17 protein-coding genes and 1 tRNA gene are annotated in these 12,011 nt (G+C 31.6%); 13 read left to right on the top strand and 5 right to left on the bottom strand.

Going from position 1 to position 12,011, the window contains the following annotated elements:
• Positions 1-33 precede the first annotated feature (33 nt).
• The 3 genes from NQQ59_RS18900 to NQQ59_RS18890 all read left to right on the top strand — a co-directional run bounded on the left by NQQ59_RS18900 (position 34) and on the right by NQQ59_RS18890 (position 2,814).
• Positions 34-948, top strand: coding sequence for an alpha/beta fold hydrolase (locus NQQ59_RS18900; protein WP_144217186.1), 915 nt, complete (start codon positions 34-36; stop codon positions 946-948).
• Positions 949-1,162: 214 nt separating this feature from the next.
• Entirely contained in the window at positions 1,163-1,519 is a 357-nt protein-coding gene (locus NQQ59_RS18895) for a hypothetical protein (protein ID WP_144217184.1), read from the top strand.
• Positions 1,520-1,602: 83 nt separating this feature from the next.
• Entirely contained in the window at positions 1,603-2,814 is a 1,212-nt protein-coding gene (locus NQQ59_RS18890; protein ID WP_144217182.1) for a cytochrome c3 family protein, read from the top strand.
• On the opposite strand, the gene NQQ59_RS18885 is transcribed toward NQQ59_RS18890, so the two are convergent.
• The 4 genes from NQQ59_RS18885 to NQQ59_RS18870 all read right to left on the bottom strand — a co-directional run bounded on the left by NQQ59_RS18885 (position 2,815) and on the right by NQQ59_RS18870 (position 5,147).
• Positions 2,815-3,558, bottom strand: coding sequence for a UDP-2,3-diacylglucosamine diphosphatase (locus NQQ59_RS18885; protein WP_144217180.1), 744 nt, complete (start codon positions 3,556-3,558; stop codon positions 2,815-2,817).
• Positions 3,559-3,630: 72 nt separating this feature from the next.
• Entirely contained in the window at positions 3,631-4,083 is a 453-nt protein-coding gene (locus NQQ59_RS18880; RefSeq protein WP_144217177.1) for a 6-pyruvoyl trahydropterin synthase family protein, read from the bottom strand.
• A 33-nt stretch (positions 4,084-4,116) separates the two neighbouring features.
• Positions 4,117-4,293 carry a hypothetical protein gene (locus NQQ59_RS18875; RefSeq protein WP_186296613.1) on the bottom strand — a complete coding sequence of 59 codons (177 nt, stop codon included), beginning with the start codon at positions 4,291-4,293 and terminating at the stop codon, positions 4,117-4,119.
• 89 nt (positions 4,294-4,382) lie between these two features.
• Complete coding sequence (locus tag NQQ59_RS18870) at positions 4,383-5,147, bottom strand: enoyl-CoA hydratase/isomerase family protein (protein WP_144217175.1); 765 nt, start codon at positions 5,145-5,147, stop codon at positions 4,383-4,385.
• A 105-nt stretch (positions 5,148-5,252) separates the two neighbouring features.
• Here NQQ59_RS18870 and NQQ59_RS18865 point away from each other — a divergent pair.
• Positions 5,253-5,326, top strand: a tRNA-Ala gene (locus NQQ59_RS18865).
• A gap of 103 nt (positions 5,327-5,429) precedes the next feature.
• Here NQQ59_RS18865 and NQQ59_RS18860 read toward each other — a convergent pair.
• A complete protein-coding gene (locus NQQ59_RS18860; protein WP_186296612.1) occupies positions 5,430-5,606 on the bottom strand; it encodes a hypothetical protein in 177 nt (58 codons plus the stop codon).
• A gap of 172 nt (positions 5,607-5,778) precedes the next feature.
• On the opposite strand from NQQ59_RS18860, the gene NQQ59_RS18855 reads away from it, so the two are divergent.
• From NQQ59_RS18855 to NQQ59_RS18815, 9 genes are all read left to right on the top strand, one after another.
• Positions 5,779-6,231, top strand: a complete 453-nt coding sequence (locus NQQ59_RS18855) for a hypothetical protein (protein ID WP_144217173.1) — start codon at positions 5,779-5,781, stop codon at positions 6,229-6,231.
• Positions 6,232-6,251: 20 nt separating this feature from the next.
• Entirely contained in the window at positions 6,252-7,196 is a 945-nt protein-coding gene (locus NQQ59_RS18850; protein WP_144217170.1) for a hypothetical protein, read from the top strand.
• On the top strand, positions 7,196-7,648 hold the full coding sequence (locus tag NQQ59_RS18845; protein WP_144217168.1) for a hypothetical protein: 453 nt from the start codon (positions 7,196-7,198) through the stop codon (positions 7,646-7,648). The genes NQQ59_RS18850 and NQQ59_RS18845 overlap by 1 nt, the downstream gene beginning before the upstream one ends.
• Positions 7,635-8,225 (top strand): hypothetical protein, encoded by a 591-nt coding sequence (locus tag NQQ59_RS18840; RefSeq protein ID WP_144217165.1) that lies wholly within the window; start codon positions 7,635-7,637, stop codon positions 8,223-8,225. The genes NQQ59_RS18845 and NQQ59_RS18840 overlap by 14 nt, the downstream gene beginning before the upstream one ends.
• A 12-nt stretch (positions 8,226-8,237) precedes the next feature.
• Positions 8,238-8,684, top strand: coding sequence for a hypothetical protein (locus tag NQQ59_RS18835; protein ID WP_144217162.1), 447 nt, complete (start codon positions 8,238-8,240; stop codon positions 8,682-8,684).
• Positions 8,685-8,734: 50 nt separating this feature from the next.
• Positions 8,735-9,766, top strand: coding sequence for an oxidoreductase (locus NQQ59_RS18830; RefSeq protein WP_144217159.1), 1,032 nt, complete (start codon positions 8,735-8,737; stop codon positions 9,764-9,766).
• 15 nt (positions 9,767-9,781) lie between these two features.
• Positions 9,782-10,090 carry a hypothetical protein gene (locus NQQ59_RS18825; RefSeq protein WP_144217156.1) on the top strand — a complete coding sequence of 103 codons (309 nt, stop codon included), beginning with the start codon at positions 9,782-9,784 and terminating at the stop codon, positions 10,088-10,090.
• Between the two features lie 103 nt (positions 10,091-10,193).
• Positions 10,194-10,754, top strand: a complete 561-nt coding sequence (locus NQQ59_RS18820) for a hypothetical protein (RefSeq protein WP_144217153.1) — start codon at positions 10,194-10,196, stop codon at positions 10,752-10,754.
• 51 nt (positions 10,755-10,805) lie between these two features.
• Positions 10,806-11,966 carry a leucine-rich repeat domain-containing protein gene (locus NQQ59_RS18815; protein ID WP_144217150.1) on the top strand — a complete coding sequence of 387 codons (1,161 nt, stop codon included), beginning with the start codon at positions 10,806-10,808 and terminating at the stop codon, positions 11,964-11,966.
• The last annotated feature ends 45 nt before the right edge of the window (positions 11,967-12,011 follow it).

Below are 12,011 nucleotides of genomic sequence, written 5' to 3'. Positions count from 1 at the left end.
ACTTCAAATCGATTCCGTTTTAAATTCCAAAAAATGAAACAAGCTTTAGTTATATTTTTTTTCGTTTTATCGCTTTTCGCGAAAGGACAAAACCTTTACATCAAAACCTACGGAAATGAAAAGAATAAAACCATTATTTTTATTCATGGCGGACCAAGCGGAAACGCCACTTTGTTCGAAGGAACAACAGCTCAAAATCTTGCCGATCAAGGATTTTATGTAATTGCTTATGATCGAAGAGGAGAAGGAAGATCTACAGATCCTAAAGCAACTTTTACTTATGAAGAAGCTTTTGAAGATTTAAATTCTATTTATGCAACATATCATTTAAAAAAAGCGATTATTATTGGTCACAGTTTCGGTGGTTTGGTGGCGACACTTTATACAAATAAATATCCGCAGAATGTAAGCGCTTTAGTTTTGGCTGGCGCTTTATTTTCGCAACAAGAAACGTACAATCACATTTTAGATACGCTGAAAAAGAAATACAGCAATGACTCAGAACAATTAAAAAGAATCAATGTTGTAGAAAATCTAAATAAAAATTCTGCCGAATACAGAAAAGGTTGTTATGAACTTGCAGGAGAAAATGGCTTTTTTAAAATGCCAAACCCAACCACAGAATCTAAAAAATTATACGCCAGTTACGAAGCTGGAGAATTTTATAAAACGAATATTCGCAACAAAAACGCGCCTTTGCTTTTTTATAAAAATGAAAAACAAAACAACATCGACAGCAGACCTCTTTTAAAGAAAATCAAAACTGTTGGCATTCCAGTTTATGGGATTTACGGAAAAGAAGATGGTATTTTTTCATCGGCACAAATTAAATCTATGAAAGCAATAACTGAAGAAAACCATTTTGTATTTCTTGACAACTGCTCACATTACTTATTTGTTGATCAGCAGACAGCATTTCTTTCTAACTTAAAAAAATGGTTGAAATAGGTTTCAAACCATATACGGAATATAAGTTCATTTAAAAAAATAAAAGACTCCAAAAATACGGAGTCTTTTTTTATGAAAGAATTTCAAATCGGTATAACTTATTATTATCTTATATCACTTATATGGTTGAAAAATATTTTTCAAATTTTTATGATTTTTTTATTTAGAATTAATATAAATAATATTTATATTTGTTGAAATAAAAGGATTTACGATGAGAGAAATTGAACAGATATATCATAATAACTTTGGAATAGCATTTTACTGGAAAGATCATAACATGACTATTTCCGACAAAATACAATTGGTTTTTAAAGAAACCGGCTTTTACTTTACCGTTCAGGAATTGAATCTTTTCTGTGATTTAATCGAAGACAGCATGATTGAAAATGCCTGTTGTGAAGCTTGTGAAATGAAATACTCCTGTCATAAATTTTTATTGAAGACTCCATGTAATTCAATCGATTTGGCTGTAAATATGACCGAACTAAAATCAATTAAAGATTTGGTTGAGGGTTCTTTATTTAAAATCGAACTAGATGAATATGTTTACGGAGTCGGCATGAATTAAGAAACATTCTAAATATTTTAACAACATTTTTTCATTATTGAAATATATTTTGATTCAATTCAAAAAAAAGTATATTTACAGCAATGAAAAAAGCTGTATTTCTATTTATACTCATTATCTCGACAATCTTCTTTGTCAGTTGTTCCAATAAATCAGAAGAATACATTGATCCGCGTGGTACTGATTACGCAGGTTCAGAAAGCTGTGTACAATGTCATAAAGTACAATCTGATATGTCTTTTCACAGTTCTCATTTTAAAGCTACCGCTCCCGCAATCTTAGAAAATGTTTCTGGAGATTTCGATTCTAAAAATCATACTTTTATTTACGATAAAGACACCAAATTGGTGATGGAAAAACAAGGCGACAGTCTGTTTCAGGTCTTGTATCAAAACGGAAGAGAAACAGCGCGTTATAAATTCGAAATTGTTTTTGGCACCAAACATGCACAAACTTCTGTCTATTGGAAAAACAACAACACTTACGAGTTACCTATTTCTTTTTACCATTCTATAAACAATTGGGCAACAAGTCCGGGGTTTCCTGCCGACAAACCCTATTTTGAACGAATGGTAGTAAAAGATTGTTATGCTTGTCATAGTTCTAATATCAGTTCCAGAATAGTTAACCAGAATTCTTCGGAGAAAAATTTTATGTCGATGGATGTTGAAGATGCCATCAATAAAAAAACCATTGTATACGGAATTGACTGCGAGCGTTGTCATGGTCCAGCGAAAAAACATGTAGATTTTCACCTGAAAAACCCAAATATTAAAATAGCCAACAGCATTACCAGCTTTAAATCGTTGAGCAGACAGCAGAAATTAGATGCCTGTGCTTTATGCCACGCAGGAAATGACGGAATGAAATTGAAATCCCGTTTTGATTTCAAACCTGGAGATAATTTATCTGAATACTTTCGCGAAACCCGAAGTATCAATGACACTGCTCAATTTGATGTTCATGGAAATCAATTCCGCCTAATGGCGCAAAGCAAATGTTTTATGAAAAGCGACAAAATGGATTGTATAACCTGTCATAATCCGCATGAAAATGCTTCTAAAAATATGGCTTCTTATTCTAAAATCTGCATGACTTGTCATCAGGGTTTAAAACATAAAGAAACTACACTAAAAACAACTTCTGAGAAATTATTGGCCGATAATTGTATTGAATGTCATATGCCGAAAAAAGCTTCAAATGCGATTAATTTTCAGCTTTCAAACAGCAAACAATTATCCAGTTATATCTTGAGAACGCATAAAATTGGTATTTATCCGAATGCGAAAAAGTAATTATTTTTTGAATTCGTGAAGTTCAAACTTTTCTCCATCAAAAACACCATAAGTGAAATAACCAATCCAGTCCCCTAGATTGACATATTCTGAATTTTCACCAACAGAACGGATCATTGGTAAATGACGATGTCCAAAAACGAAATAATTGTAATGTTTGGTTTCTAGTTTTCTTTTGGCGTAAAGAATCAGCCATTCTTTTTCTTCTCCAAGAAACTTAATGTCTTCATCGCCCGAAATCAGTTTATTTTTGACTGATAAATATTGTGCTAAACTCACTCCAACATCAGGATGAAGCCAACGGAAAAGCCATTTTGAAAAAGGATTTGTAAATACCTTTTTCATTCTTTTATAGCCTTTATCTCCGGGACCTTTTCCGTCTCCGTGACCGATCAAAAAGGTCTTTCCGTTAAAAGTAAATTCTTTATTATCGTGATAAACCGGAATATTCAATTCGGTTTCAAAATAATCATTCATCCATAAATCATGGTTTCCGACGAAAAAATAAATCGGGATTCCGCTGTCGCGAATTTCGGCCAGTTTACCTAAAATTCGAACAAAACCTTTTGGAACAACCGTTTTATATTCAAACCAAAAATCAAATAAATCACCTAACAGAAAAATAGCTTCTGCATCTTCTTTAACCTCATCCAGCCACGCCACAAATTTCTTTTCACGAGGCAAACTCAATTCTGGAGTCGGCGCACCAAAATGCTGATCTGAAGCAAAATATATTTTTTTCATTATTGTGAGATGTGAATTGTGAGATGTGAGATGCAAAAACATTTCACTTTTGACTTTTTGACTTTTGACTAATTACAGATTATCAGAAGCATACCATTCTGCAAACGACGATTCAGTTTCCTGAAGTTTTAGCGAGAAAAGTGAAATTCCAGCCGGAAGTCTTGCAATAATTCTTTCAGCAAAATCAACCACCATATTTTCACTTGTTGGCTGATAATCTACTAAAATAACATGATGACCGCGGTTTTTCAATTCATTAGCCAATTCGATATGAGGAGTTGTCTGATTGAAAACAGTCGCATGGTCAAACTGATCGACAATTTCTTCTTTTACAATTTTCTTTAGATCCGAAAAATCAATTACCATTCCGAACTTTACATTCGATCGGTCTGTGATTGGCGAACCAATAACGGTTACCGACAATTTGTAACTGTGCCCGTGAACATTCTTGCATTTTCCGTCGTAACCGTACAAAGCGTGACCGGTTTCGAAGCTAAATTGTTTTGTAATTCTGATATTACTCATCGATTTTTAATTTTAAGCTTGCAAATTTACAAATTAATTGCCGTTTTTAGCTCTTTTTTTAGCACGGTTATACATCCACAAAGCAATTCCGCCTAAAATCAGGAACGGAATAAAAGATCCAATGACAACACCTATTTGATAACCGTTGTCGGGAGCATCTTTAATTTTCTCTGCAATGTCTACTTTTTGAAGTAACGCAATAATAGTCATGTTTAATAATTTATATAGTGACGGATTGATTTTAAAATGTTTTCAAAACTATGTTACTATTTGTCTAAAATCAATGACTTATATCATACCTATTTTTTAAACTGAAGCAAAGCATTTCTGCTGAAATCAGACAAAACCAGTTTTCCTGTAATTGCGGCGCGTTCAAAGAGCAGTGATTCCCACTGTTCTGTTCCTTCCCAAATAATCTTTTTCATTTCGTACAACGCTTCAGGATTGTAGGAACTCAATTTTTGAGCGTAATTTTCGACATCCAAATCCAGATTATCTGCTGTACTTAATACGGAATAAAGTCCTTTTTGAAAAGCCCATTCTGCAGATTTCCATTCATTTGGCGCAAGCGTCATTGCGGTCATTGCTGTTTTACCGATTTTACGGGAAACAGCAGGCTCAATCACAAAAGGTCCGATTCCGATTGCCAGTTCAGATAGTTTTATATCACTTTCAGGAGTTGCAAAAACATAATCGCAGGCCGAAATGATTCCGACTCCGCCTCCAACTGCTTTTCCTTGTACGCGACCGATGATTAACTTATTACAATTTCGCATGGCATTTAACAAATGAGCAAAACCAGAAAAGAATTCGACACCTTGTTCTTCATTTTCTACCAATAAAAGTTCATCAAAAGAAGCTCCAGAACAAAAAGCTTTTGCTCCTTCACTTTTTAAAATAATAACCGATACATTTTCATTTCGACTTAAAGCGTTTATCTCAGCCGTCAAAGCATCTAACAGACTACGTGGAAAAGAATTACTGGCAGGATGACCAAATTGGACTATTGCAATGGTATTTTGAAAAGAAGTTTCTAAACTTCCATTTAGATTTTCAGTACTCATAAAATTAGATTTAAAGTAAAGTTACGCTTTTGAAAAATAATTATCCTGAAAGACTCTGAAATTTGTTTTTTGAAAATTATTTGGCTTTATTTGCTATACACTTTTGGGGGATTAGCTCATTTGGCTAGAGCGCTACGCTGGCAGCGTAGAGGCGACCGGTTCGAATCCGGTATTCTCCACAAAACAAAACCCTTGTAAAATATTTTACAAGGGTTTTTACTTTTTATATTTTAGAGTTTAAACCCCACAGGTTTTAAAAACCTGTCGGGTTTCGTTTTTTGATTATTTCTCATTCGCTGAATCATCAGCATCTACGTCTTTTTTTTCTGTTTTTTTAAAATCGTTGTTCAGTAGATTTTCTAATTTCTTTTTCTCTTTTAGATTTTTTCTGACTGTCAGTACCACTAAAACAACAACCAAAATAGCTACAACTCCTATTATATTCCAATTAATATCCATAATTTAAATTTTAATTAAAAGTAAAAATTAAAACTATTCACCATATTATCAAAAGGTTAAGTATTAAGTTTTTAAATCAAAAACGTATTCGGTTATAAATATATTTTTGAAAGATATTTCTTTAGTAAAGGTTTTCATATTTTTGTGTAAACCATCAATAATCATTACAAATATGACACTAAACAATATTGCTTGGAGTTTTTCTACAAAATCATATAATGATTCTGAAATCCTGAATAGGGAAATTATCCAATATCAGAAAGATATCTACAAAACCGATGAAAAATGGAAACCTACTGAAATCGTATTTGAAGGACCAGAATTACAAATTCAATATATGGCCTGGATTACAGAGGCTTCTGATTTACTTGAAAACGAAACTTTAATCGATGATGACGAAAATGTTTTTGACGAATATCCAGATGAAGATGAATATCAGGTAGAGATTATCGCAAAGTTAAAAGCAGATAATGGTAAAAATTTTACAGCTTTAGAATTTCTTCAAAAAACGCACAACCAGCAAAGCAATAAAGAATTGGGAGATCATGTATTTTTTGAAGGTATAGACGAAGATCCAATTATTATTGATGGATTGCCAACTTATTTTATTGCCTGCGGAAGTTAAAATTCTAAAACTAAAAATTCATGAAACAATTCAGTCTAATTTTATTTCTCGCCATTATAAACTCAATTGCTGTTTCCTGTCAAAATTCAAAACCTTCAAATCAAAACAAAGAAAAAGTGAATTTAGAAATTGAAAAAACAGATAAAATTTTCAAAGGGAATATCAATTTAAAAACTCAAAAAGAGATTGATGATTTTGGGAAAAACAATTATACCTACATCAACGGAAATTTGAGTATTGGCGATACATTATCTTTAGATTTATCAGAAGGAATTCAAGATCTAAATGCACTGAGCAGCATTAAAAAAATCAACGGCGATTTATTGATTATCAAATTAAAAAAACTGCAATCTATTGAAGGATTAATGAATCTCGAAAAAGTAAACGGAGATTTTACCCTTTCGGGCTGTTATCTCAAACAAATTGACGGATTCAACAAATTAATTTTGATCAATGGCGATATTACTTTTGGAAACAATAGTGGTAAATACACTGACAATCCTTTACTTAAAATCTCAGGTTTTAACAGTCTCGTTAAAGTAGAAAAAATATTTATCATCGGAAATTCTGGACTTAAAACCATTGAAGGATTTGATCAGCTTAAAGAAATTCAAACGTTTATGATTATGAATAGCGATATCTCAACATTAAATTGTTTTAAGAATCTGCAGACTGTAAACGAAAACTTCAGTGTCGAATATTCTGATTTATTAACATCCATAACTTTAGAAAAACTAGAAAATGTAAAAGGGTATTTTGCTTTAAATGAAAATCATACCATTAATGGAAACATATCTTTTCCAAGCATTAAAAAAATAAATCTGCTGTACTTTTTTTCAAACAAAAACTTCGATAATTATTGCATTTTTAGTCAGCTTCTTAAAGAAAATAAAATTGAAAAAATAGAACTTCAGGGCAACAAATCCAATCCTTCAAAAGAAGAAATCATCCATAATTGCAAGTAATGAACGAGAACTTTCAAAATAACACAACCCGACTTTTAAAGAAATATTCTTTGGTGATAATACTCTTATTTACCGCTACTTTTTTAGAGGTATATTGGGCTATGGGAAGTTTTTCTGAAAAAATGTCAAGTGCATGTCTTGATTGTTCTTTAGCAGAAGATGTTTGTTTTATGTCTTTATTTAGAGCATTCTCTTTAACTCTTTTATTTCGCATTCTTTATTTCCTTAAAAATCAATATCTACAGATTACGATTCAGTTGCTATTCTTAATCGGAATATGGTTTCTTTGGAATTACAGCATTTTTGTAGAAAGAGAATCTTCGTGGAGTACGTATGATTTTAACGAAGAAATACATTATACACTTTCTTTTTCTGTTCTGCCTATTTTGGTTTTATCATGCACAACCGTTTTTGTTTTTCAATATATCTCAAAGAAATATGAGCCGAAATAAAAAATACCTTTTAGCCGTTTATGTAATTACAAGTTCGTTTCTTGCGATAGACTGCTTGTTGTACTATTTTCAAGAAATAAGTCTTCGAGGATATTACAGTGATATAATCTTATTTTGGCTTTGGTTCATTTTAAGTTTTACTGTAATTGTTGTTTTTTGGAAAAAACTACTGGCAAAATTACTTTTAGCAGGACTTATCATTGCTTTAATTCTTAGTATTCTACCGATGATGCTGCCTTTTTTTGCTTTAGTAAACTCCATGACATCTTTAGGTTTATATCAAAATAAAAATCTCAACGAGAATTATCGAGCACAAATTGTTTGCTACAGTCCGATGGCTTATCCGTGGCTTGAAGTAATTGAGAAAAAAGGGATTTTCGAAAAAAGAGCATTCAAATGCATCGATTTACAACTAATGAATGATGATTCGAATATGAAAATCAGAACTGCAAAGGATATCATTTTTAAAAATGAAAAAGACACTACGCTGACTTTAACACTCTTTTCTGGAGGGCCAAATAAAACGATTACTTTCAATAAACATAACGGTACTATTATAGCGTCAACAGAACATTAAAAAAGAAAAACAATGACATTTTACTTTATAAAAACCTGGCTACTGATTTCTATACTAAGCATTATCATTTCGCATTATTTATTATCTGATTTGCTTTATGTAGAAAAAGAAGACAACAACTTTTTCTTAACTATAATTTCTGCTTTGACTTTTTTTTACTCCTTACGATTTGTTTTTATACTATCGATTTTATCCCTTTCGATTTTTCTGAACCAATATGAGTCAATCAGAAAAAACAGTTTTTATTCCTTATTGACTTATTGCCTGATTCCGTTTGGAACATTATTTTGTTTTATGATAGGCGATTTACTCGAAAAAGGCACTGAATTTAGTACACTCTTAATTGGCTGGAAATTTCTATTTACCATGATTGCACCTCATTTCATAATCAGCCTTATTTGTTATTTTCATTTTAGAAAAAGATTAAAAAATCAAGCGATTAAACTAACCCAAAAATAAACCGTTGACTTTTCAAATCTAAAAATCAATTCAAAATCAAAACTCATATAATGAAAACAAAATTATTCCTGATATCTGCCACATTTTTAGTTCTTTTCTCTGCCTGCGAAAAGAAACAATCTGCCAATACAACAAAGCAGGATACTTCTAAAAATGCAATTGCCGAAACCGACACGCTTCAAACAGAAGAACAAGGTCCGAGAAAAGAAAGCATTAATTTATTTACCCTAATGCCAAAAGACAGCAGTGAAGTTGCTTTTGTATCTCTTTCGGATATTTATCCTGTAGATGACGAAAAAGATACTTTAGCGTTGCCAAATCTGGAAAAAATGGGAAAAATCAAGGCACAGTATTTTACATTCGAAAAAAACTACAGAAAAAGATTTTTATCCAAAATCAATATTTCAGAAACCGATTCTCTTTTCATTTATGATTATGCCAAAAACAAGTACGTTTCTTTTTTGGTAAAAAACCTGAAAACGGCAGCATTTTTAAACGGATATACTTCAGAAGAAGACTGGCCTTATCACAACTATGATTTTATGATTGGTTTTGAAATCAACAAAAAATATCTAAAAGGTTTCAGCGAATATTATCGAGACGCTTTGGTCTATGTTGGAAAAGAAAATCCGTTTGCAAAAGAACGTTTAATTCCTGTTGACTGGAAAAAAATTACAGCCAAAGAATTTCCGTCAAAACCAATGAAAAGTGAAGATCAAAACATTGTAAAAGGACATTCCGTTGGTAATACTTATGGTTTTGCAACAAGTACTTACCAGTATTTCCTTCAAGATTATATGGACAAAGAAAAAATACTTTATGCCAAACGTCTTATTGTAATAGATGCTAAAACAAAAGAAATTATAATCGAAAAATTATACAGCCAGAGCGAAGGTACCTCACCTGCTCCTCTAAATTATGAAGAAGGTCAAGACGTTATCAATCAATGGACGGGTAAACTTTTTAAAAATAAACCACCAGTTATTTTTGGCTTTTTATATGAATCATTTGGATGTCCAGGAATTTCAATTATAGATAAATCAAATGAAGAAATTTATCTTCAGTGCGATAATCGTCATTAATACAATTCCTTAAAAATGAACAAAACGGCATTAAAAATACATGTCATCATAAGAGTTTTAGTAATTCTGATTTTTTACGTCTGTTATATTTACTCAGAAATGAACCCATCTTCGGGCGGAGGAAACAATTTTATGTCAGACAATTTCCTTCTGATGATGTTTGCCTTCGGTATTCTGTTCATTTGGATTGGCTGGATTATTATAGAAACTTTTATACTGCATATAAAACGAGAATCAAAACTCGTTATAACCAATATAATCTTATTGATTTTGCTGGTCGTAATTCCGTTTGGAATTTCTTATTTAAAACATAAATACTATTGATTTCATTCTCTAATAAAACTTGTTAGGATTACATCTGATATAAGAAAAATATGGATCAAAAAATATTTGTAATAAAAACATTTTACAACAAAACACTAGAATCATGTCTGAATTAAGCTCATTATATTGCAAAGTAAAAATTACCAAAACGCAGCTGGAAAAATTTCTAAACAGTTCACCTGAAAAACCGGAATTAAACAAAAACTGGTTGGAATGGTGGGACAGCCGCAAAATGTATTCAAAAATGGATCTGACTCCTGAGCAACTTCAATTTTACAATGACAACACTAATCAGAAAGTTATTGATGGTTGGATGAATTATCGAGAAGCAATGGTTTTTTCTGATTATGATGAAACTGCAGAAGAATGGCATTTCGGAATGATGTTTTTTAGCGAAAACTACCTCGAGATGATTCCGATGTTTGCTTTTATTATAAGTTTAGAAAAATATGTAAGCGAAAGTCCAGAAAATAGAGCCATTGTATTTCCTTTCTTTTGGGGAGATGACGATGTTAGCGCTTTTATTTATTTTGAAAATGGTAACGCAATTTTAAGTCCGAAAGTGCAGACTTTAAAAGATGTCGATTCCAATTTTGTAGAACAGACTAAAGAATTCCTGAATCTAAAATGGGAGGAATTTTCAAAAGATATGGAAATGGATTAACCTCTAAAGAAGTAAAAAACGAAATTAAAGAATTTCAACTTTTAGTAAAATATGGATATTACGCATTTTTTCACCGATCTCAATTTCAGACAATATATTCTTGAGAATTTTTCGCAGGATAAAACAACCATTCAAACCAATGATGTTTTGAAAGTGGAATTATTAGATTTGTCTGTACAAAAACTAAAAAACCTCGATGGATTAGAATATTTTACTGCTTTAAAAAGTTTGGATTGTTCTTATAATAAACTTCAAGTTATGGATTGTAGCCGTAATTTATTATTAGAAGAATTGATTTGCAGTGAAAACGAAATCCTATCGCTTGATTTATCTGAAAACAAAGGACTCCGATATCTAAATTGCGGTTTTAACCGAATCAAAAAATTAAAACTAAAAAACAATACACTTCTTGAAAAACTAGTTTGCCACTGGAACTTGTTGACGGATCTTTCTTTAGAAAATAATCCACTTTTAGAAGAATTGGATTTTAGCTATAATCATATTTTCGGAATTGAACTGGACAATAAACCAAACTTACACTATCTCGAATGCACCCAAAATGGATTAATGAGTCTTGATATCAGCAGTTGTCCTTCTTTGAAAACGGTAAGATGCAGTAATAATGTCATCAAAAATTTAAATTTGCAAAACAATACAAACCTTGAAGATTTACGTTGTTTTTACAATCATCTTAGTGTTTTGGACATCAGTCAAAATACTTTGCTACGAACTTTATATTGTTCTGATAACAAAATCTCTGAATTGGATACTTCTAGAAATCCGGAATTAAAAACAATTGATTATTCAAACAATTTAATCAAAGAAGAAGATTATACAATTGACAGAATTGGTGTTTTCAATTACGATGTTTCTTCTTCAAGATATGCAGCAAACTTAGTTATTGAAGGTTTCGAACTTTATGTTTCCACCGAAGTTCAAACTTTTCAAAACATGGAAAAACTGCGTCCACTTATTACCAAACTACACAAAAACTTCGATCAGTTGAATAAAGATGCTTTAACATTCATTCAGGAAAAACATCCCGATGAAGATGTTAAAAGCCTAAAACCTTCCGATATTATTCTTGACGATGAAGATACTTTCAGAATAGGTTACGATGCTGGCGAATCTCCAGCAGGACAATTGTTCTTGTATGTTTCTTTCGATAAGAAACTTAAAATGGAGGATGAGATTATTTATGAGACGTATTAAATCGTAAAAAATGCTATTACCCAATAAGCTTTAGCCAAAAAACAA

It is taken from the genome of Flavobacterium panacis (assembly GCF_024649945.1).
Lineage (GTDB): Bacteria > Bacteroidota > Bacteroidia > Flavobacteriales > Flavobacteriaceae > Flavobacterium > Flavobacterium panacis.
This window is presented reverse-complemented; position numbering and strand designations above follow the sequence as displayed.

Bases quoted from the DNA above. Each gene is read 5' to 3' on its own strand.
- NQQ59_RS18900 (WP_144217186.1), top strand. From the start codon at position 34: ATGAAACAAGCTTTAGTTATATTTTTTTTCGTTTTATCGCTTTTCGCG.
- NQQ59_RS18895 (WP_144217184.1), top strand. From the start codon at position 1,163: ATGAGAGAAATTGAACAGATATATCATAATAACTTTGGAATAGCATTT.
- NQQ59_RS18890 (WP_144217182.1), top strand. From the start codon at position 1,603: ATGAAAAAAGCTGTATTTCTATTTATACTCATTATCTCGACAATCTTC.
- NQQ59_RS18885 (WP_144217180.1), bottom strand. From the start codon at position 3,558: ATGAAAAAAATATATTTTGCTTCAGATCAGCATTTTGGTGCGCCGACT.
- NQQ59_RS18880 (WP_144217177.1), bottom strand. From the start codon at position 4,083: ATGAGTAATATCAGAATTACAAAACAATTTAGCTTCGAAACCGGTCAC.
- NQQ59_RS18875 (WP_186296613.1), bottom strand. From the start codon at position 4,293: ATGACTATTATTGCGTTACTTCAAAAAGTAGACATTGCAGAGAAAATT.
- NQQ59_RS18870 (WP_144217175.1), bottom strand. From the start codon at position 5,147: ATGAGTACTGAAAATCTAAATGGAAGTTTAGAAACTTCTTTTCAAAAT.
- NQQ59_RS18860 (WP_186296612.1), bottom strand. From the start codon at position 5,606: ATGGATATTAATTGGAATATAATAGGAGTTGTAGCTATTTTGGTTGTT.
- NQQ59_RS18855 (WP_144217173.1), top strand. From the start codon at position 5,779: ATGACACTAAACAATATTGCTTGGAGTTTTTCTACAAAATCATATAAT.
- NQQ59_RS18850 (WP_144217170.1), top strand. From the start codon at position 6,252: ATGAAACAATTCAGTCTAATTTTATTTCTCGCCATTATAAACTCAATT.
- NQQ59_RS18845 (WP_144217168.1), top strand. From the start codon at position 7,196: ATGAACGAGAACTTTCAAAATAACACAACCCGACTTTTAAAGAAATAT.
- NQQ59_RS18840 (WP_144217165.1), top strand. From the start codon at position 7,635: ATGAGCCGAAATAAAAAATACCTTTTAGCCGTTTATGTAATTACAAGT.
- NQQ59_RS18835 (WP_144217162.1), top strand. From the start codon at position 8,238: ATGACATTTTACTTTATAAAAACCTGGCTACTGATTTCTATACTAAGC.
- NQQ59_RS18830 (WP_144217159.1), top strand. From the start codon at position 8,735: ATGAAAACAAAATTATTCCTGATATCTGCCACATTTTTAGTTCTTTTC.
- NQQ59_RS18825 (WP_144217156.1), top strand. From the start codon at position 9,782: ATGAACAAAACGGCATTAAAAATACATGTCATCATAAGAGTTTTAGTA.
- NQQ59_RS18820 (WP_144217153.1), top strand. From the start codon at position 10,194: ATGTCTGAATTAAGCTCATTATATTGCAAAGTAAAAATTACCAAAACG.
- NQQ59_RS18815 (WP_144217150.1), top strand. From the start codon at position 10,806: ATGGATATTACGCATTTTTTCACCGATCTCAATTTCAGACAATATATT.